General features: G+C 60.5%; 15 protein-coding genes. 12 read left to right on the top strand and 3 right to left on the bottom strand.

The genetic code is table 11. The features are described 5' to 3' along the window. Positions 1 to 221 precede the first annotated feature (221 nt). Together WD767_18850 and WD767_18845 are read left to right on the top strand one after the other, a co-directional pair. Positions 222 to 3,056: a glycosyltransferase gene (locus WD767_18850; protein ID MEX2618151.1), complete on the top strand. Its 2,835-nt coding sequence runs from the start codon at positions 222 to 224 to the stop codon at positions 3,054 to 3,056. Next, on the top strand, positions 3,053 to 3,709 hold the full coding sequence (locus WD767_18845; GenBank protein ID MEX2618150.1) for an HAD-IIIA family hydrolase: 657 nt from the start codon (positions 3,053 to 3,055) through the stop codon (positions 3,707 to 3,709). The genes WD767_18850 and WD767_18845 overlap by 4 nt, the downstream gene beginning before the upstream one ends. A 20-nt stretch (positions 3,710 to 3,729) precedes the next feature. Here WD767_18845 and WD767_18840 read toward each other — a convergent pair whose 3' ends face one another. Continuing rightward, positions 3,730 to 5,379, bottom strand: coding sequence for a thiamine pyrophosphate-binding protein (locus WD767_18840; GenBank protein ID MEX2618149.1), 1,650 nt, complete (start codon positions 5,377 to 5,379; stop codon positions 3,730 to 3,732). Positions 5,380 to 5,637: 258 nt separating this feature from the next. Between WD767_18840 and WD767_18835 the strand changes: the two genes are divergently transcribed. The 7 genes from WD767_18835 (at position 5,638) to lexA (ending at position 11,472) form a co-directional block, all read left to right on the top strand. Then, on the top strand, positions 5,638 to 6,390 hold the full coding sequence (locus WD767_18835; GenBank protein MEX2618148.1) for an enoyl-CoA hydratase-related protein: 753 nt from the start codon (positions 5,638 to 5,640) through the stop codon (positions 6,388 to 6,390). A gap of 113 nt (positions 6,391 to 6,503) precedes the next feature. Continuing rightward, the gene (locus WD767_18830; GenBank protein MEX2618147.1) at positions 6,504 to 7,091 is read left to right on the top strand and encodes an aminodeoxychorismate/anthranilate synthase component II; all 588 of its coding nucleotides are present in this window, start codon (positions 6,504 to 6,506) and stop codon (positions 7,089 to 7,091) included. Continuing rightward, positions 7,088 to 8,122 carry an anthranilate phosphoribosyltransferase gene (trpD, locus tag WD767_18825; GenBank protein ID MEX2618146.1) on the top strand — a complete coding sequence of 345 codons (1,035 nt, stop codon included), beginning with the start codon at positions 7,088 to 7,090 and terminating at the stop codon, positions 8,120 to 8,122. The genes WD767_18830 and trpD overlap by 4 nt, the downstream gene beginning before the upstream one ends. Next, positions 8,119 to 8,925: an indole-3-glycerol phosphate synthase TrpC gene (gene trpC / locus WD767_18820; protein MEX2618145.1), complete on the top strand. Its 807-nt coding sequence runs from the start codon at positions 8,119 to 8,121 to the stop codon at positions 8,923 to 8,925. Before trpD ends, trpC begins: the two co-directional genes overlap by 4 nt. A gap of 8 nt (positions 8,926 to 8,933) precedes the next feature. Next, positions 8,934 to 9,410, top strand: coding sequence for a cyclic pyranopterin monophosphate synthase MoaC (gene moaC / locus WD767_18815; protein ID MEX2618144.1), 477 nt, complete (start codon positions 8,934 to 8,936; stop codon positions 9,408 to 9,410). After that, positions 9,410 to 10,624: a gephyrin-like molybdotransferase Glp gene (gene glp / locus WD767_18810; GenBank protein ID MEX2618143.1), complete on the top strand. Its 1,215-nt coding sequence runs from the start codon at positions 9,410 to 9,412 to the stop codon at positions 10,622 to 10,624. Before moaC ends, glp begins: the two co-directional genes overlap by 1 nt. Before the next feature lie 146 nt (positions 10,625 to 10,770). Beyond that, positions 10,771 to 11,472, top strand: a complete 702-nt coding sequence (lexA, locus tag WD767_18805; protein MEX2618142.1) for a transcriptional repressor LexA — start codon at positions 10,771 to 10,773, stop codon at positions 11,470 to 11,472. On the opposite strand, the gene WD767_18800 is transcribed toward lexA, so the two are convergent. Further along, a complete protein-coding gene (locus WD767_18800; GenBank protein MEX2618141.1) occupies positions 11,466 to 13,601 on the bottom strand; it encodes a ComEC/Rec2 family competence protein in 2,136 nt (711 codons plus the stop codon). The genes lexA and WD767_18800 overlap by 7 nt on opposite strands. A gap of 134 nt (positions 13,602 to 13,735) precedes the next feature. Here WD767_18800 and gltX point away from each other — a divergent pair, with 134 nt between their 5' ends. The 3 genes from gltX (at position 13,736) to WD767_18785 (ending at position 19,210) form a co-directional block, all read left to right on the top strand. Further along, a complete protein-coding gene (gene gltX / locus WD767_18795; protein MEX2618140.1) occupies positions 13,736 to 15,187 on the top strand; it encodes a glutamate--tRNA ligase in 1,452 nt (483 codons plus the stop codon). Positions 15,188 to 15,301: 114 nt separating this feature from the next. After that, a complete protein-coding gene (gene gltA, locus WD767_18790; GenBank protein MEX2618139.1) occupies positions 15,302 to 16,621 on the top strand; it encodes a citrate synthase in 1,320 nt (439 codons plus the stop codon). A 225-nt stretch (positions 16,622 to 16,846) separates the two neighbouring features. Continuing rightward, positions 16,847 to 19,210, top strand: coding sequence for a glycosyltransferase (locus WD767_18785; protein ID MEX2618138.1), 2,364 nt, complete (start codon positions 16,847 to 16,849; stop codon positions 19,208 to 19,210). A 56-nt stretch (positions 19,211 to 19,266) separates the two neighbouring features. Here the strand turns inward: WD767_18785 and WD767_18780 are convergent, their stop codons facing one another. Beyond that, entirely contained in the window at positions 19,267 to 20,115 is an 849-nt protein-coding gene (locus tag WD767_18780) for a TauD/TfdA family dioxygenase (GenBank protein MEX2618137.1), read from the bottom strand. Between the last annotated feature and the right edge of the window lie 9 nt (positions 20,116 to 20,124).

The raw sequence follows: 20,124 nt of genomic DNA, 5'->3' as shown, positions 1-20,124 counted from the left end.
TTTTACCGGCAGGGCAGGAATTCGTTTGACGGAAGCCGCAATGATCGCCCGCCAGACCGATAGCAACCCGATGGCCGAAAACCTGTGACCGACGCGTCTGGAAAATACGCCGACCCTGCTGAATGGGCTTTTCGCAAGGGGCGATCCGGCGCCGGTCAGCGAACGATTCGCCATGGATCGCCTGTTTCGGACGCATGGGGCATCGTGGAGACAACCGGTCGATGACGCCGCAATCCGCGATAGCCGGATATTTCGAGCAGGGCGATTATCATCGCGTGGCGGTGCAGGGCGCGGACAGCGACTGGCGAACCCATGCGGCGCGGGGGATGTGCGGGGACACCCTCCCCGCCCTGGCGCGGCTGCCCGGCTTCGATTCACCCGACGCCCGCTTCTACGAGGGCGTCATTCGCTGGATCGACGGCGACGAATCGGCGGCGATTCGCGTGCTGGCGCCGCTGGACAACGCCCACGCAGACAATCTGTTAAGGCTGATCCGCAAGCCGCGTATCTCGATCCTCTCGCAACTGTCGTGGTACCGGTCGACAACCGGTCCGCACAATGTCCTGCGGGCCGGCGAACAGGACCCGAAATTCGACATCCGTAATATCAGCTTCGCGCCGGGTGACCTGCCCAATCGTCCGGACGCCGATATACATGACTATTATGACGCCGCCAGTCCCCCCGACCTGTATCTGTCGGAAATGATCGAATGGCATGTCGTTCCGCCGAATATCCAGGAACTGCCCTGCCCGCTCATCGGCCAGACGGCGGACTACGATATTCACATCCAGACGCTGTATCCGTGGCTGCGGGCGTTCGATGAAATCGTCGTGACGGATTCGACGGAATATGCGGATCTGCGCGGACTGGTCGACGTTCCGGTAACAACTTTCTCGAAGCCCTATTCGCTGCCGCTGGACCTGCCCGCCCCCATAGTGCGCGAAAAGGATCTCGATCTCGTCATCACGGGCTCGCTGTACAACAGCTTTTATCCCGACAAGGCCGACATGTTGCGGCAGATCCTGTCGTCCGAAGATATCCGGCCGTTTTTTTATAACGGTTTCTTCCCGGCTGATGTCTATTATCAGGTCCTGGCGCGCAGCAAACTGACTGTCGCCCTGACCCGGCATCCTGGCGCCACGCCAACCCGGGGTTTCGAGGCGCTGGCGATGGGAACTGTCCTGCTCGTGCCCGTAGAATCCTGCCTTCGGCTGTTTACCGGCGACCAGGACGGTGTCGTGCCCTTTTCGCTCGCGAATGACGGTTTGCAAAAAGCAATCGGCGCGGTCATGGCCGACTACGAGCGATATGCGGAAGGCGCCCGCCGGGGCGCCGAAATCGTTCGCCGCGAGTTCGATCCCATGCGTGCATCACGCCAGTATCTTCGAATGGCCGTCTTCCTTGCCGCCCGACCGCGCCCACCCCGTATTCCTCTGCCGGAACGGACCGTTCAATCAAGGTCCGTCTCATTCAAGGGATTCCTGCAGGCCAATGGCGAAACCACATACCGGGCGATGCGGGACCGGCGACTTCAGGAATGGCAGGCGAAGCCCCTGAGCGAACATACGCTAGCATCGCTGACACTCCCGGCCCGCGAACTGCTGCTGGAATATGAATTTCGCTCCCTGATGCAGGGCGGGGGCGACGCCCGGCCATTGGTGACGATGGCGCTGGAAATTTACCGGAAGGCTTTCGAGCGGTTTCCGTTATCCCTCGCGCTACGATTCAATTTTATCCGTGCGGCATTTCATTTCGGCAGCAATTCCGATATCGAACAGGCGCTCGGCATTCTCAAGGGTACCCTGAACGTCCCACCGGGCGCACTGGCGCTGAACCCGCTCGACGATATTCTGACATGGGATTACTGCCCGGATTTCTTCAATTACCGGACCTATCTGCAAATTACCACCGAGTCCCTGCGGGACAGGACCAACCGGCAGAACGAACTCAAGGCGCTGATCCGCGCCAGCCTGCATTACTATTACGGCCGGATGTCGGGGGAGCAGGGACATTTCGACAGGGCCGTGGCGCTGGACCGGGATTTTCCAGCCTACCGCCTGTGGCAGGCGAAGGAACTGGATCGGCGCGGCGATGCGGACTCCGCCAAAGCCGCGATTCCGATCCTGACCGACGTCGTCCGCGAAATCCTGTTCACGCCCGAGGCATGGTCTCTTCTGCAGTCGCTGAAAGCAGAGCACAGCCTGGATATTCCCGCCGAGGCTTCGCTGCATCGGCTGGTCGATCGCATGGAACGGCGCACGCTCATCGACGAGGCTTATCTCGCGATTCGGTACGGCCGTTATTTCCGCGCGCAGCGCCTCGCGCTTGCCCGCAATACCGGGTATGAAATCCGCAAATCGCCGGACACGCCGGGTCATCCGCAGCTTTCGATCCTGCTCGCGGATACCAACGGGTCGCGCTACGCCGGATTGATGGCAGGTCTCGCCCGGCAGACGCTGGATCGCACGGCATTCGAGATCATCTGCTGCGACGTATTCGACCGGAGCACGCCGCATATGATCGCCGGCGCCGATACCGTGCTGGTCTTCGGCCAGAGCGAATATCTCTACAATCGCAACGTCGGCTTCAATACCGCGCTCGCGCAGGCGCGCGGACGGCATGTCATTTTTTTCAACGGCGATGCCGACCTGCCGGAAACGGCGTTGCACGACTGGCTCGGCCAGATCGGTGCCGCTGGCAATTGCCAAACCGTCTTCGTCAACCGGCATGCCGGCCCTGCGGACAGTCGCTCGATCCACACGGTACTGCTGCGACGCCAGGCGGCCATCATGGCCGGCGGGCTCGACGAGAGCGCTTATCATGCCGGTGCATATGGCGGCCCCCATGATCTGGTCCAGCGCGCCGGATCGCTGCAATGGCCGCTGGAGAACCTGTCATATCCGGGAACGACGCCGGCAATATCCAAAGACAATTCCGACATGACGCTGACCGGGCTGTTGCGGGACGTGTGGCCGGACAAGTTCACGGCAACGCGAACCGAACCCCTGCGCAAGAATCCGGATATCGCCCGAATGCAAACCGGCGATTCGTTGTGACCTCGCCGGATCTGGAACCGGTATCGACTGACCCGGGTCTGTGGCGGCAGGTCCTGACGGATAGCGCGCGACCGGACGAACCGTTACCGGCGCTATTCCTGGACCGGGATGGCGTGATCGTCGAGGAGGTCAATTACCTGCACCGTATCGACGATATCGAAATTCTTCCTGAAGCCGCCAAAGTCATGGGCGCCTGCAACCAGGCGGGCATCCCCGTCGTGCTGGCTACCAACCAGTCCGGCGTCGGGCGCGGTTGTTACGACTGGGCACAATTCGCCGCCGTCCAGAATGAAATTTGCCGCCGTCTGGCCAAAGCCGGTGGGCGGTTCGACATGGTCCTGGCCTGCGCCTATCACGAAGCAGGCCGGCCGCCACTCGATGTCGCGAACCACGACTGGCGCAAACCCCGGCCCGGCATGCTGCGGGCCGCGGCCCGGACACTCAATCTGGACCTCGACCGTTCCTGGATTGTCGGCGATTCGGCAAGTGATCTGGAAGCGGGCAAAGCCGCCGGCCTCGCGGGCGGCATCCATGTCCTGACGGGACACGGAAGCCGCGACCGCGAAACGGCTCTCGCGCTTGCCGATGCCGGTTTCGAGGTCATCCCCAAAACCGGCATCGGCGGCGCATTCGATATTCTGGCGCGACTATAGCACCTTCGCAGGTTTGAATATCAGGTCGCGTAGCGGGTGAACGCAGTGGTTGTCGCACCGGCATTGCTGTCGGTCACGACATTGACCAGTGCCGGCTTCCCGGCGGCGTTCGCGGCCTTTGCCCGTTCCAGCGCGCCGCGGATATCGTCGGGCGATTCGACGTATTCCCCATGTGCGCCCAGCGCTTCCGCCATCTGGTCATAGCGCTTGTAGCCCAGGTCCCGGCCCGGCTTCTTTTTCTCCGGGTCGGCGGTCCAGCCGCCATTCATGCTGATGACGCAGGTAACGGCGATACCGTGACGGGCCGCCGTGTCAATCTCCATGGCGTTCATGCCAAAGGAACCGTCGCCATGCAGGACCAGGACCTGCTTGTCCGGCGAGGCGATTTTCGCGCCCAGCCCCATGGGCAGGCCGACGCCCATCGTCCCGAAACAGCCGGAATTCATACGGTGCCGCGGCGCAAAGGTCGGAATGGACTGACGGCCGAAATTCAGGATTTCCTGTCCGTCGACAACCAGGATCGAATCCCGGTCGAGGAAGTCACGGATTTCCTTGCAGAGCCGCAGCGGATGGATCGGTTCGGCGCTGTTGGACAGGACCTTCTCCTGCTCCGCCACCTTGCTGGCATTGCTGCCGCCGAGGCGTTCCCGCCAGCTCTGGTAATTGGACGGCGACAGCTTGCCCTTCGCGGCGGCCGTCAGCTGTTCCAGCACGGCCCTGGCGTCGCCGACGATGCCGAGGTCGAGCTTGCGCGGGCTGCTTTCCAGTTCGATGGGATCGACCTCGACCCGCACGATCTTTGCATCCGCGTTAAAGCGCGGCGGCGCGGCGTTCCCAATGACATAATTCATGCGGGTTCCCAGCACGAAGATCAGGTCCGCTTCCCGGAACGCGGCGGACCGCGCCGTCAGGTAGCAGTATTCATGGTCTTCCGGAATAACGCCGCGACTTTGTGGCGTCGTGTAGAACGGAATTCCCACCGTTTCGACAAAATCCTGCATCGCGGCCTCGGCCCCGGACCACTGGATGCCGCTGCCCGAAACGATCACCGGCCGTTCGGCCGCCTGCAGCATCGCAATGACGCTGTCCACATCCGCCTGGCTGGCCTGCGGCCGCGCCCGTTTTGCGGGATCCCAGGGTTCCGGCCATTTGATCGTGTCTTCCTCGACGTTGCGGTACAGCACATCGCCCGGAAAATCGAGATAGACCGGGCCCGGTTTGCCGGACATCGCCGTCTGGAACGCCTTGTTGATGTATTCGGGAATGCGCGCCGGATCGTAGACCCGCTCGGACCATTTGGTGCAGGGCGACATCATCGTGACCTGATCGATTTCCTGGAAACCGCCCTGCCCCGACATGCCATAGGGCGACGAACCGCCCAGGGCGATAACGGGCGTGCAGTCGGCCCAGGCATGGGCGATGCCCGTGACGAGATTGGTGACGCCCGGGCCCGAAGCCGCCATGCAGATACCGGGGCGATTGCGCAGCCGGGCATAGGCATGCGCCATCAGGGCAGCCGCCTGTTCATGGCGCACATCGACGCCACGGATACCCTGCCCCATGGTTTCGCTTTCCGCCGCCATCATGGGGCCGCCCATGATGTAGAAAAAATTATCGACCCCATGCTGCTTCAATGCGCGGGCGATAATCTGCGATCCGTTCAAGGCCATATTTCTTTTTCCTCCGTTAAGACAGCCACGCCAGCAGGACAATCCGGCTGGCGCGCTCGATGATGTTTCAGAATCCGGTCTGAAACGGATACTGCAATTTTCGACGCCCCCATGTCGACCCACCCCTATCCGGCGCCGTTATCGACAGGCGAAAGTGCAGGCCGGCGCTAAGGATCGCGCGCTAAAATTTGCGTCCCGGCATGCCTTGTGGTGCAATTCCGCCGGTCTTTTTTTCATTCGCTTTTGCGGGAACCAGTCATGAGCAGCAACCTCGTCACCTATCGGTCCGCCGACGGAATCGGCACGATAACGATCAACCGGCCGGAAAAACTCAATGCCCTGACGAACGGCATCGTCGCGGAACTGCGCGATATCTTCTTCCGCTTCAACGAAAGCGACGACCGCTGCGCCATCGTTACCGGCGCGGGCAACCGCGCTTTCTCCGTCGGCGCCGACCTGACCGATCCACCCGTCAATCCCGAATTGTGGGAGTGCATGCCCGGCGTCGGTGTCGATGTGGACAAACCTCTCATCGCCGCCGTGTCCGGCTACTGCGTCGGCGGCGCCTATGTGCTGGTGCAGTTCTGCGACATCGCCGTCGCCGATGAAACCGCCGATTTCTTCTATCCCGAAGCGCAGGTCGGGTTCTGCGGCGGGCTGATCGCCGGCTGCGCATCGCGCCTGCCCTACAAGATCGCGATGGAATTCATGCTGTCCGGCAAACATTTCAGCGCCCGGCGCGCCTATGAAGTGGGCATGGTCAACAAGGTCGTGCCGAAGGGAGAGCACATCGCCGGCGCGATGGAGTATGCCGAAATCTTCCGGGACAGCGCTCCGCTGGTCATGGGGGCGCTCAAGCGCTTCGTACGCAACGAAGTCATCGCCCGGGGACCGTCCGAGCAGGCCGCACTGGCCCGGCGCGACCTCCTCGCCATTTCCCGCAGCGAGGATCAGAAGGAAGGCGGCAGGGCCTTCAGGGAAAAGCGTAAACCGGTTTTCAAGGGCCGCTGATTTAGCGGAAGTAAAGAGCCGCGCCAGGTTTCTTCCGTCGCCCCCTGCTTCCTGCTATAAGATACCGAACCGCAACGGGTAATCGTCTGAACAAGACGTTAGAACGTATTGATATGTATCTTCTAATCGATAACTACGACAGCTTCACATACAACCTCTGGCATTTTCTGGGCGAACTGGGAACGGTCTTCGAGGTGCGGCGCAACGATGCGCTGTCTGTCGCGGAAGCGATGGCCATGCAGCCCGAAGGGATCGTGCTGTCGCCCGGCCCCTGCGATCCTGATCGTGCCGGAATCTGCCTCGACCTCGTCCGGGCCGCCGCCGGGAAAATTCCGTTGCTGGGCGTCTGCCTTGGCCACCAGGCGATCGGACAGGCGATGGGCGGCCGGATCGTCCGCGCCCCGGCCTGCATGCACGGCAAGAAAAGCGAAATCCGCCATCAGGGCACCGATGTCTTCAAGGGGCTGCCCAGCCCCTTCACGGCAACGCGATACCATTCGCTGGTCGTCGAGCGGGAATCCCTGCCCGAATGCCTGGAAATCACCGCCGAAGCCGATGACGGGGTCATCATGGGGGTCGCGCATCGCGAACTGCCCCTGTACGGCGTCCAGTTCCACCCCGAAAGCATCGCTTCCCAACATGGCCACCAGTTGCTCGGCAATTTCCTGGACATGACGCGACAGTACAGGGACGCGGCATGACCGGTCCGTCAGAGCGGTTCAAGGCCCTGCTGGGCAAGGTTGCCGGCGGCGAAACCCTTGCCGCGGACGAAGCCCGGCAGGCCTTCGACATCATGATGTCCGGCGACGCCACCCCAGCCCAGATGGGCGGGTTGCTGATGGCGCTGCGGACCCGGGGCGAAACCGTCGAGGAAATTACCGGCGCGGCCACGACGATGCGCGCCAGGGCGGCCCATATCCGCGCGCCGGCAGGCGCCATGGATGTCGTCGGTACGGGGGGCGACCGTTCGGGCACCTACAATATTTCGACCTGCACGGCCCTGGTCGTCGCGGGCTGCGGCGTACCGGTCGCCAAGCACGGCAACCGGGCGGCAACATCGAAATCCGGCGCGGCGGACGTCCTGAGCGCCCTTGGTGTCAATCTCGACGCTGATTTTCCCCTGCTGGAAAAGGCGCTGAACGAGGCCGGCATCTGCTTCATGATGGCCCAGCGCCATCACGGCGCGATGCGCAACGTCATGCCGACCCGGATCGAACTCGGCACGCCGACGATTTTCAACATCCTCGGTCCCCTGTCGAACCCGGCCGACGTGAAACTGCTGCTGGTCGGAACCTATCTGGAAAAATGGGTCGAACCGATGGCCGAAACGCTCGGCGCGCTGGGCGCCGAACGCGCCTGGGTCGTGCATGGTTCGGACGGGCTGGACGAACTGACGACGACCGGTCCGTCCACCATCTGCGAGTATTACAACGGCACGCTTCGCCGCTTCGAACTGTCGCCGGCCGACGCGGGACTGCCGCCTGGCAATGCCGCGGAGCTGAAAGGCGGCGACGCGGAATACAACGCCGCCGCCATCCGCGACGTACTCGCCGGCAAGAGCGGCGCTTACCGGGATATCGTGCTGTTCGGCGCGGCGGCGGCGCTGCAGGTCGCGGGCCGCACCGATAATCTGCGAGACGGCGTGGACATTGCGGCGCAGGCCATTGCCGATGGCGGCGCCAGGCGCGCCCTGGAAGGCCTTGTCGCCATTACCAATGAGGGCCGCGCATGAGCGACGTACTGGACCGCATCTGCCGCGACAAGCGCGACCATGTCGCGACGTTGAAAGCGGCAACGCCATTGCCGGAAATGAAGGCGCGCGCGGCCAGCGCACCGCCAGTCCGGCCCTTCGCCGACAGTCTCGCCGCCGCGTCCGCAACGGGGTACGGGTTGATTGCGGAACTGAAAAAGGCGTCGCCCAGCAAGGGGCTGATCCGCGCCGATTTCTCATCCCCGGACCTGGCGGCAGCCTATGAGGCCGGCGGCGCGGCCTGCCTTTCGGTCCTGACGGACACGCCCTATTTCCAGGGCAGCAACGATTACCTGACCGCCGCACGGAATGCCGTGGACCTGCCGGTCCTGCGCAAGGATTTCATGCTCGACCCCTATCAGGTGCATGAGGCGCGGGCGATCGGCGCGGACTGCATCCTGCTGATCATGGCCGCGCTCGAGGACAGTCAGGCGGCCGACCTCGAATCGCTGGCATTCGAGATCGGCATGGATGTCCTGATCGAGGTCCATGACGAGTCCGAACTCGAACGCGCGCTGAACCTGAATTCACGGCTGCTCGGCGTCAATAACCGGAACCTGAAGACACTCGCCGTCGATCTCGCGACGACCGAACGCATGGCGGCGGCAATACCGGCCAACCGCATTGCCGTCGGCGAAAGCGGCCTTCGGTCGCCTGCCGACCTGGCCCGCTGCGCCGCCGTCGGTGTCCGCTGTTTCCTGATCGGCGAATCCCTGATGCGGCAGGATGACGTCGCGGCTGCCACGCGGGCCATACTGGCCCAACCTGTCGCGATCCCGGCCTGAGGCTCCCCATGTCCGGATTCACCCATTTCGATGCGGACGGCAACGCGGTCATGGTCGATGTCGGGGGCAAGGCTGAAACCGAACGTACCGCCACGGCCGCCGGAACCATCGTGATGCAGCCGGAAACCGCGCGGATGATTCTGCAGGGCGGCGTCAGGAAGGGCGATGTCATGGCGGTCGCGCAACTGGCCGGCATCATGGGCGCGAAGCGGACCCCGGAGCTGATACCGCTCTGTCATCCGCTGGCGCTCAGTTCGGTGAAAGTGGAACTCGCCCTTGATACGGATCGCAACGCCATCGATATCACCGCCACCTGCAAGCTGAAAGGCCGCACCGGTGTGGAAATGGAAGCCCTGACGGCGGTGTCGGTCGCGGCGCTCACGGTCTACGACATGTGCAAGGCGGTCGACCGGAGCATGAAAATCACCGATATCCGCCTGATTCACAAAGCCGGCGGAAAGTCCGGCGTCTATGAGGGTGCCTGATGCTCGCTGTCGCCGAAGCCCGCCAGAGGATCCTTAATGCGTTTGCGCCCCTGCCGCCCGAACAGGTCGGGCTCAGCGATGCGCTCGGCCGGGTCCTCGCCGAGGACGTCGCCTCCCGGCGAACCCAGCCGCCAAAGGCCGTTTCCGCCATGGACGGCTATGCGGTCCGTGCGGCGGATACGGCGAATATCCCGGCAGTGCTGGAAGTCGTCGGCGCGGCACCGGCCGGCGGCGCGCATCAGGGCGAGGTCGCACCCGGCCAATGCGTGCGCATTTTTACCGGCGGGCCGGTACCCGCCGGCGCCGACGCCATCGTGATCCAGGAAGACACCGTCGCCGAAGGCAGGTTGATTTCGGTAAAGGTATCCGTACCGGTCGGCCATTATATCCGCCCCGCGGGGCTGGATTTCAGCGAAGGCGACATCCTGCTGAAGACGGGCGACACGGTGACGGCGCGGGATATCGGTCTCGCCGCGGCGATGAACCGCCCCTGGCTGATGGTCCGCCGCCAGCCGCGCGTGGCGATCCTGTCGACGGGCGACGAAGTCGTCATGCCGGGCGATCCCGTCGGGCCCAATCAGATCGTCAGTTCGAACGGGCTGTCGCTCGCCGCGGCCGTCCGGGCGCGCGGCGGCATCCCCATTTCGCTCGGCATCGCACCGGATAACCGCGAAACCCTGGCCGCCATGGCGGCAGACGCGCGCGGCGCCGACCTCCTGCTGACAACCGGCGGCGTTTCGGTCGGCGAACATGACCTGGTACAGAGCGTGCTCGGCGAAGCGGGGCTCGATCTCGATTTCTGGCAGATTGCCATGCGTCCGGGCAAACCGTTGATGTTCGGCCATGTTCACGGCACCCCGGTCCTGGGCCTTCCAGGCAATCCGGTTTCCTCGCTGGTATGCGCGGTCATCTTCATGCTGCCGGCGCTGGACCGCATGCAGGGCGTCGTTGCGCCGGAGCATCCGGGCTACAGGGCGCAGTTGACGGTCGACCTGGAGGAGAATGACCGCCGGGAAGATTATCTGCGCGCCAAGCTGTCGTATTCCGCGGCAGGCGCACCGCTTGTCACCCCCTTTTCCAGGCAGGACAGTTCGATGTTCTCGCGCCTCGCCCATGCGGACTGCCTTGTCGTAAGGGCGCCGCACGCCGCCCCCGCCAGGGCCGGCGATACTGTCGAATACTTGCCGTTACCTTCCGGTATGCTTCGCATCTGAAAGACCAGCGCACGCATTAATTTGCCCGCACGCAATTTTCCCCTTGAACCAAAACGCGAACCAAACTAGAACATGTATAGATGTTTTGGTTTTGTTCCATATCTTGTGGAAAACTTCGCAGGATATCGGATTTGGGAGAATTCATCATGTTGACGCGCAAGCAGTACGAACTCCTGATGTTCATTCAGGAAAAACTGTTGGAAACCGGGGTTTCGCCGTCATTCGAGGAAATGAAGAAAGCGCTCAGCCTCAAGTCGAAATCAGGTATTCACCGGCTGATTACCGGCCTGGAGGAACGCGAATTCATCCGCCGCCTGCCGCACCGGGCGCGCGCCCTCGAAGTTCTGAAATTACCGGAGAACGCGGAAAGCGCCGGGCTCGGGTCCCGGGCCGGGTTTTCGCCGACCATCATCAGCAACGAGGAATATACACCGCCCGCCGGTAATGTTGCCGATGGCGGCGTCGAAAGCATCCCCTTGCCGCTATATGGCAGGATCGCGGCGGGAACCCCGATCGAGGCGCTGCGCGATCAGTCGACGCCGGTCAGCATTCCGGTCAGCATGCTGGGCGGCGGCGAACATTATGCCCTGGAGGTCGAAGGCGACTCGATGATCGATGCGGGTATTCTCGATGGCGATACGGTTATCATCCAGCGTTGCGACACGGCGGAGACCGGCACCATCGTCGTCGCCCTGATCGACGACAATGAAGTAACCCTCAAGCGCATTCGCAAAAAGGGCGATTCCATTGCGCTCGAACCGGCGAACAAGGCTTACGAGACGCGCATTTTCGGGCCGGATCGGGTCAAGGTTCAGGGCCGGCTGGCGGGGCTGATGCGCCGCTACTGATCGCGCCTCTTGCGGCGCCAGTCGGGCCGTTCCGGCGTCCAGGGCCGATTGCCCGAATAATCGGCCACCGTTTCAACGGAAATCTCCCCCTCCGGGCCTATCCGAATGGCGTGGGCGCCATGGCGCCAGAGGTCGAAGCGGTCCACGACGATCCGGGCGGACGCGCAGCGCCCCCGTACCGGGACCGCGCTCACGACGATTTCGGCGCGACGGCAGTCGTCGGACAATGCGCGGGGATCTTCGACCAGGGCCACCGTTTTCCCCCGCAGATGGGCGATACAGCCCAGCGCATCACAGGCGATCCGGTCTTCCAGCGCCGGGTCCCTGGCGGATCGGACATCCAGCTGGCCTGCGTTTTCCAGCCAGCTTCGTGCGGTGCGCCTGCCACGGCGGACATTGTTCACAATCAGTTCGCCCTCCGCGTCCCTGACGGCCATCACGCCCCCGTCGTCGGAAACCAGAATGTCGGGCGCCCGATGCGCTGGTATGGACGCCAGCCCCGCGGCAATTCCCGCGATTCCGAAATATCGCCATCGCCGCCGCCAGAGGCACAGCCATAACCCGCCCAGCGCGATGCATGCCAGCCCCCATACGGGCATGGCCGGCACAAGGCTGACCGCGCCGGGCCAGTCCGCGACGCCCCGCGCCACATGAATGACCAGGGCAACCCCCCATTCCATCGGAACAAGCGCCAGCCCTTCGAGACCGAAGGGCATCAGGGCGACCGACACGACCGCCCAGGGCATGATCCACAGCGCCGTGACCGGTACAGCGACAATATTCGCCGCAAGACCGAAATGTGCGATGCGGCCGAAATGGTACAGCGCGATCAGGCCCGTTGCCGCCCCCGCAATCAGGGTCGTCAGCGCAACGCCGCCGATATATCGCGGCATGCGCCCGCCCCAGCCCCGACCCGGCCGCCGCCGCACGAACGGCATACCCTGCTCATATACCGAAACCAGCGCGACAACGGCGGCGAACGACATCTGGAAGCTTGCGCCCAGCAGGCTTTCCGGCGCGACGATGAGAATGAAAGCCGCCGCCCAGGCCACGAGGCGCAGCGAGATGGCGGTCCGGTCGAACAGAACCGCCATCAGGACCAGCCCGGTCATCAGGAAGGCACGCTGCGTGGGCACCGTCGCCCCAGCCAGTGCGAGGTAACCGGCACTGCCCAGCAGCGCGGCCACGGCGGCCCATTTCTTGATGGGGTAGTTCAGGGCCAGCGTTTCGCTGAGCGCCAGAAGGGTCCTCAGTCCGAAGAAGATGAATCCCGCAACCAGCCCCATGTGCAGGCCTGAGATGGCCAGCAGATGCGCCAGTCCGGAATCCCGCATCGCATCGATGACATCGGCGGGAATGCCGCTGCGGTCACCGGTGATCAGAGCGACCGCGACCCCTCCGGACGCACCGGGCAGCACTGTTCGTATCCGTTCGCCAATGCTGCGGCGAATATCCGATATCCATATCCGGATACTCCCTGCCGCAGCGTCCCCTTTCGCGACAACAGGCCGCGGCGCCCCCAGGGCGAAACCGACCCCGCCGAGTTGTTCGAACCACGCCCTGCGGCGAAAATCGTATTCGCCGGGCGCGGCGGGGCCTGACGGCGGCGACAGTTTCGCAAACACTGTAACCCGCATTCCCGGCGATAACATTTCGGCACGGTAAAGCCGGACACGAACTTGTTTCGGTGTCTCGTCCGGGGACAACCCGGGAATCTCGAGCCGGTCGATCCAAATTCTGGCATACGCCGGAAAGGACTCGATATGCACGACCCTGCCCGCGATAACCGCCGGCCCGTAGGCTTTTTTGAGGACAGGCGCGGCGACCGAAGCCGTCCGGTATTGCGCCGCCGCAAATCCCAGCCCCGCGATTGCCAATACGGCCAGCGGCAGAAACGCATTTCCCGCATTCCTGCGCAGAAGAAGTATCGCCACGGCGAACACCGCCGCGCATACCCCCGCCCAGACAGAGGGCTCGAAAGACATCGAGAAATATGCCGCAATCCCCATGGCGAAGAATACGGGCGCCCAGAGCGGCCAGCGTTCCCGCTCGGCGTGAAACTGCGACCCCAGACCCGCAAACGCGCCTCTTGCGGTTGTTTTAAGATTTATTGCATCCGTTAGAGTCATGATTCGCCTCTAACCGGGTTATCGCAGAATCCGAAGCGGGCGCGCTATGGCAATCCGCGTTTCGATTAATATTTCTCGTTGACCGGCAGCGTGCTAAACCGCGCCTGCTCCTTTTTTGCAGCGAAAGGCCCGATATGACCGTCGTAACGCGATTTGCACCCTCGCCAACCGGTTTCCTGCATATTGGCGGTGCGCGGACGGCGTTGTTCAACTGGCTCTTCGCCCGCCATCATGGCGGCGAATTCATGCTGCGCATCGAGGATACGGACCGCAAACGCTCCACGCCGGAAGCGGTCGAGGCCATTCTGGAAGGCCTGAAATGGCTGGAACTGCACTGGGACGGCGAAACCTATTTCCAGTCGCAGCATCTGGACCGCCATGTCGCGGTCGTGAACGATCTGCTGGCCTCCGGCAATGCCTATCGCTGCTATTGCAGCCCCGAAGAGCTTGCCGAAATGCGCGAAGCCGCCAAAAAGGCAGGCCGGTCTATACGCTATGACGGAAGATGGCGGGACAGGGACCCGTCGGAAGCGCCTGCCGGGGTCAGCCCCGCCATACGCCTGAAGGCGCCGCAGGACGGTGAAACGGTCGTCGACGATCTCGTCCAGGGCGCCGTACGGGTCGCGAACAGCCAGCTAGACGACATGATCCTGCTGCGGAGCGACGGGACGCCGACCTACATGCTGTCCGTTGTCGTGGACGATCACGACATGGGCATAACGCATGTCATCCGGGGCGACGACCATCTGACCAATGCGGCGCGGCAAAAGCACCTGTTCCAGGCCTGTGGCTGGGATGTGCCCGCCTTTGCGCATATTCCCCTGATCCACGGCGTCGACGGTCAGAAGCTGTCCAAGCGCCACGGCGCGCTGGGTGTCGATGCCTATCGCGACATGGGATACCTGCCGGCGGCGCTGCGAAATTACCTGCTGCGACTCGGCTGGAGCCATGGCGATGACGAGATTATCGAAACCGGCCAGGCAATCGAGTGGTTTGACCTGGGCAGCGTCGGCAAGGCGGCCGCCCGGTTCGATTTTGCCAAGCTGGACAGCATCAACGGCCACTATCTGCGCACGGCCGACCCGGCGGCGCTGGCGCAGATGGTCATGGAAAAAATGGGCGGAACGATTTCCGGCGAGCAACGGGACATCATCCGCGAAAGGCTGCTGCAGGGCCTCCCCGGCCTTGCGCAGCGCGTCAAATCCCTGAACGAACTCGTTGAAAACGCCGGTATTTATGTGGCAGCGCCGCAATATCCACTCGCCAACGCAAAGGCCGCGAAGCAGCTGGACCCGGCCGGTATCGCTATCCTTGCACGGTTTTGCCGGGTCCTTGCCGGCATCGAAGCCTGGACCGATGAAGCCCTGGAAGAAGCCGGCCGTCAAACCGCGGCCGAACTGAATGTCGGCCTCGGCGCACTGGCGCAGCCCATGCGCGCCGCGCTGACCGGGTCGAATGCGTCACCCGGCATCTTCGAGGTCATGCGTATCCTGGGAAGGGACGAGACCCTGTCGCGCCTGGGTCAGGTTCCCGGGATCGATCGCCCGCCGGAGTCAGTTTGCCCGTCGGCAAATAGCGCATTATAATGCAGTGCAACGCGAGGGAGAGACAGGTCAGAGCTGCATGCTGCATCGCGCAATTTCCCGCGCGAACATGCTTAACTTGTCGATTAAACATTTGAAAATACAGAAAGGTCTGCAATGAGCGATAAAGCGAAGGGTGCACTCGGAAACGAGTATGTGACACTGACAGACCACAGTACGGGTGAAACATACGACTTTCCGTTGATGCCCGGTACCGTGGGACCGAAAGTGATCGACGTACGCCCGCTGTACGGCCAGACCGGACACTTCACCTATGATCCGGGATTCACCTCCACCGGCGCCTGCGAGTCGAAGATCACCTACATCGACGGCGACGTAGGCATCCTGATGCATCGCGGTTACGCGATCGAGGACCTGGCGGCGAATTGCGATTTCCTGGAAGTCTGTTACCTCCTGCTCAACGGCGAACTGCCGAACGCCGCAGAAAAAAAGAGCTTCGACATGACCATCACCAACCACACGATGGTGCATGAACAACTCCACAACTTCTATCGCGGGTTCCGGCGCGATGCGCACCCCATGGCCGTCCTGTGCGGCGTCGCCGGCGCCTTATCCGCCTTCTACCACGACTCCACCGACATCAACGACCCGCACCAGCGCATGATCGCCACCCACCGGCTGATCGCCAAGATGCCGACCATCGCGGCCATGGCCTACAAGTATTCCATCGGCCAGCCCTTCGTGTATCCGCGCAACGACATGGGATATGCCGAGAACTTCCTGCACATGATGTTCGCGGTCCCGGCGGAGGAATACAAGGTCAGCCCGACCGTCTCCGACGCCATGGAAAAAATCCTGATCCTGCACGCGGATCACGAACAGAATGCGTCAACCTCCACGGTGCGCACCGCAGGCTCCTCCGGCGCCAATCCGTTCGCCTGCATCGCAGCGGGCATCGCATCGTTGTGGGGTCCGGCGCATGGCGGCGCCAACGAGGCCGTTCTGATCATGCTCAACGAGATCGGCAGCAAGGATAACGTCGGCTCGGTCATTAAGCGCGTGAAGGATCCGGACGACAATTTCAAGCTCATGGGCTTCGGCCACCGGGTCTACAAGAACCACGACCCGCGCGCCCGGGTGCTGATGAAATCCGCGCATGACGTGCTGGACGAACTGGGCATCAAGGACGAACCGCTGCTCGACATCGCCATGGAACTGGAACGGATCGCCCTGGAGGACGATTATTTCATCAAGCGCAAGCTGTTCCCGAACGTGGATTTTTATTCCGGCATCATCCTGAAGGCGCTGGGATTCCCGACATCGATGTTCACCGTGCTGTTCGCCGTGGCGCGGACAGTGGGCTGGATTGCCCAGTGGAAGGAAATGATCGAGGACCCGTCCCAGAAGATCTCGCGGCCGCGGCAACTCTACACGGGCCACACCGATCGCAAGTTCGTACCGATCGGGAAGCGCTAGCGTCAGTCCGAATCTAAGAATAGAACGGATAATAAATGTTTTATTATCCGTTCTTTTTTTAGACAAAGTCAGTATGAGGACAGTTCAATAAATTAACCTTAAATCAATCGAGCCTCAGAACAGGCAGATTGCCAGAATTCATTTTATGCTGGCTTTACTGGTCGAATATTTATTCCTACGTTCAATCCTAATGGAGCACAACAAGATGAAAAAGTTTTGAACGAAATGAAGGTTGCTTTTATTACATGGCATTTCCCACCCATCAATACTATCGCCGCCGTACGAACGGGAAAATTTGCAAGGTATTTACATCGGAACGGATACGACATACGTGTCATTACGTCCGGCATAGGCGACCCGGACCGCACACAAACTATTGAAATACCTCAAGAAAAAATTCTCAATACGGGATGGATCGATATTGACCGGTATATCCATCCTTTGTCAAAAACCCATGGACGCATTCTGAATAGTAACAACATCCAGACGTCGAACTCTCCTCAAGGCATGAATAGCGGAATCAAGGCACTCCGCAAAACTATAGCAGCAAACTATAATAATTTTTTCTTTTTTCCGGACAGGTTTATCGGCTGGATTCCGAAGGCCGTGAAGCCGTCGAACGATCTGCTTCGCCAATGGAAGCCGAATCTTATTTATGTCAGTGGACCGCCATTTTCGGCATTTTTACTCGCCTTTTATCTGAGCCGGAAACACGGGATTCCATGGGTCGCCGAATATCGGGATCGTTGGGTGGACGATCCCTATCGCGAATTACCCGATTGGCGCCATATCACCGATAACTGGTTGGAAACCAGAGTACTGAAAAGCGCAGCGGCAATCGTCAGCGTTTCAGAGCCCTGGGTTACTTTTTTTGAAAAGAAATTCAACCTGCCCGTTACACTTGCAATGAACGGTTTCGACCCGGCGCAAATAGGTACGATACCGACTCCCCTTCCTAAACCGGAAGAGCCGCTACGTATTCTGCACATGGGCTCCATATATTCTGGAAAACGTGATCCATCGCCACTTTTTCAAGCTATTGCCCAGTCTCAACTGACACCTGATCAGGTTCGAGTTGTTTTCTTTGGAACGAATATCGAAAGTATGGCGCCAATTGCCGAAAAATACGGTGTTTCCGATTTTATCGACATCATGGGTCGCGTTGGATATGAAGAATCTCTCGAAATACAAAAAGCGGCCGATATCCTTCTGCTCCTGCAATGGAATAATATTCGCGAGCAAGGCAATGTTCCGGCCAAATTATTCGAATACCTCGCCGTTCGGCGTCCCATATTGGGAATAGGACTGAACGACGGCGTTCCCGCGCGAATTATCAGAGAGAGATCTGCCGGGTTGTTTTCCAATGACCCTGGAGAAATTGCACAACAACTATCTGAATGGGTATCTATAAAGAAAAATTCAGGTTTTATTCCGAATCTGCCTGAATCGGTTCATCGGGGATTTTCCCGGGATCAGCAGTTTGACGCCCTGCGCGATACCCTACAAAAGGTTGCGACGCCAGCCTTGAAACCGACGGCTAACAACGTTTCAATTCATCAGAAAAGCCATACCACGCCGCCGTCGGTTCCGTACAACATTCCTACGAATGAAGAATTTCTAAAAAAGCCGACGCTCTGCGTTATTGTGGATACTGAAGAGGAATTCAATTGGAATGCTCCATTCAGCAGGCATGAACACGGCGTAAACTCCATAAAAAATCAATACCTAGCGCAAGATATTTTTTCAAGGTATGGAGTAAAGCCTACGTATCTGGCAGATTTTCCAGTACTCGACAATGCAGAAGCCGTTCAGTATCTGAAACATTTGAAGGACGAAAACCAATGTGAAATTGGTGTACAGATTCATCCCTGGACGAATCCTCCGTTCGAGGAAGAACTGAACGTAAAAAATTCCTTTTTGTGCAATCTTTCCCCCGAACTCATTACAAAAAAAATCGAAATAATTACGGATAAATTTGCCGATGGATTCCAATATTTTCCAACTGTTTTCAAGGCTGGCCGATATGGAATAAATAAAGAATGTTTTGGATTAATCAGAAAATTTGGCTATGAAGTAGACACCAGCGTCGTTCCTCATACATCCTATGCTAGGGAAGGCGGCCCCGACTTTACACGATATCCTGACTCTTCATTTTGGCTGGATGATGAGAAGAATTTTCTGGAGCTTCCCTTAACCAGGGGTTATTCTGGGCTGTTAAGAACGACTGCATCTGCCCGGCACATATCCGCTTACATTGATGCTCAAAATGTGCTGACACGCAAGATACCTGGTTTTTTCGCGCGCGGAACTCTTCTGGAGCGCATCACCCTTACACCCGAGGGGATCGACCATAATGCCCACAGAAGATTGATGACTAATTTGCTCAAAGACGGCCGAAAGCTTTTCTGTTTCTCGTATCATAGTGCGTCACTGCTTCCTGGAAGTACACCTTATGTGCAAACCAAGCACGACCTGGAAGTTCTTCTTCGCCGAATTGAACAGTTTTTAAAGTATTTTCAGGAAGAACTGGGCGGTCAGTTCGTGACGCCGCATCAGGCCGCAGATCTGCTGAGAAACGCCGTCAAGTAGTGTCCAGGACGCCGGCCCTGATTTACCGTCCGCTTCAACATCTGATATCCGGTTCGTCACACCGGCCGGTCGCCCTCCACCGTGGTCCGGTGCATGTGCCGGGAAAACCGCTGGTCGTAGGGTTCCGCCAGATGGTTGGTGCAGCGGTTGTCCCAGAAGACAATGTCGTGCAGGCGCCATTTGTGCCGGTAGACAAATTCCGGCCGCGCGCAATGTTCATTGAGGGCCGCCAGCAGCGGCATGCTTTCTGATTGATCCATCCCCTCGATCCCGGTGATCGAACGGACACTGATATAGATCGATTTTCGCCCGGTTTCCGGATGCGTCCGGACAATCGGATGCAGCACGCCTTGCGACCGCGCCCGCTGCTCCGCATTCAGGGAGACGGCGAATTCCTGCTTCGCCGTCTCGGTGCTGCGCTTGTATCGGTGCCATGCCTTCAATCCGGCGATCCGCGCCTTCATGCCGTCATCCAGCGCCTCATGGGCGGCGGTCAGGTTCGCGAACAGGGTATCGCCGCCCTCCGGCGGAATTTCCAGCGCGCGCAGCAGCGAGCCCATGCTCGGCTTTTCCTTGAACATCATGTCCGAATGCCAGTCCCGCCCGGCATCCGGCATGCCGATATATTCGTCATCCGCATTACGCCGGTTGGATACCAGGAAAATTTCCGGAAAATCCGGCAGGCAGTACTGTTCCATGTCATGGCGGATCAGCGGTCCGAATCTTCGGCTGAACGCCACCTGATCCGCCGGTTCGATATCCTGATCGCGCAGCACGACGATCCCGTGATCCAGCAATGCCCGGTGAATGGCGTGAAACTGCGCGTCGTCATCCCAGCGTCGCAGATCCGCGCCAATGATTTCCGCCCCGAGAATGTCCGAGAGCCGATTGATTTCCAGCGCCATGAATGCCCC

The sequence above is a fragment of the Alphaproteobacteria bacterium genome, from assembly GCA_040905865.1.
GTDB lineage: Bacteria > Pseudomonadota > Alphaproteobacteria > UBA8366.
The sequence above is the reverse complement of the archived record's forward strand: the minus strand, read 5'-3'. Positions and strand labels throughout refer to the sequence as shown.

Bases quoted from the DNA above. Each gene is read 5' to 3' on its own strand.
- WD767_18780 (MEX2618137.1), bottom strand. From the start codon at position 20,115: ATGGCGCTGGAAATCAATCGGCTCTCGGACATTCTCGGGGCGGAAATC.
- WD767_18830 (MEX2618147.1), top strand. From the start codon at position 6,504: ATGTATCTTCTAATCGATAACTACGACAGCTTCACATACAACCTCTGG.
- gltA (MEX2618139.1), top strand. From the start codon at position 15,302: ATGAGCGATAAAGCGAAGGGTGCACTCGGAAACGAGTATGTGACACTG.
- WD767_18840 (MEX2618149.1), bottom strand. From the start codon at position 5,379: ATGGCCTTGAACGGATCGCAGATTATCGCCCGCGCATTGAAGCAGCAT.
- gltX (MEX2618140.1), top strand. From the start codon at position 13,736: ATGACCGTCGTAACGCGATTTGCACCCTCGCCAACCGGTTTCCTGCAT.
- glp (MEX2618143.1), top strand. From the start codon at position 9,410: ATGCTCGCTGTCGCCGAAGCCCGCCAGAGGATCCTTAATGCGTTTGCG.
- moaC (MEX2618144.1), top strand. From the start codon at position 8,934: ATGTCCGGATTCACCCATTTCGATGCGGACGGCAACGCGGTCATGGTC.
- WD767_18785 (MEX2618138.1), top strand. From the start codon at position 16,847: ATGAAGGTTGCTTTTATTACATGGCATTTCCCACCCATCAATACTATC.
- WD767_18850 (MEX2618151.1), top strand. From the start codon at position 222: ATGACGCCGCAATCCGCGATAGCCGGATATTTCGAGCAGGGCGATTAT.
- WD767_18835 (MEX2618148.1), top strand. From the start codon at position 5,638: ATGAGCAGCAACCTCGTCACCTATCGGTCCGCCGACGGAATCGGCACG.
- trpC (MEX2618145.1), top strand. From the start codon at position 8,119: ATGAGCGACGTACTGGACCGCATCTGCCGCGACAAGCGCGACCATGTC.
- WD767_18800 (MEX2618141.1), bottom strand. From the start codon at position 13,601: ATGACTCTAACGGATGCAATAAATCTTAAAACAACCGCAAGAGGCGCG.
- trpD (MEX2618146.1), top strand. From the start codon at position 7,088: ATGACCGGTCCGTCAGAGCGGTTCAAGGCCCTGCTGGGCAAGGTTGCC.
- lexA (MEX2618142.1), top strand. From the start codon at position 10,771: ATGTTGACGCGCAAGCAGTACGAACTCCTGATGTTCATTCAGGAAAAA.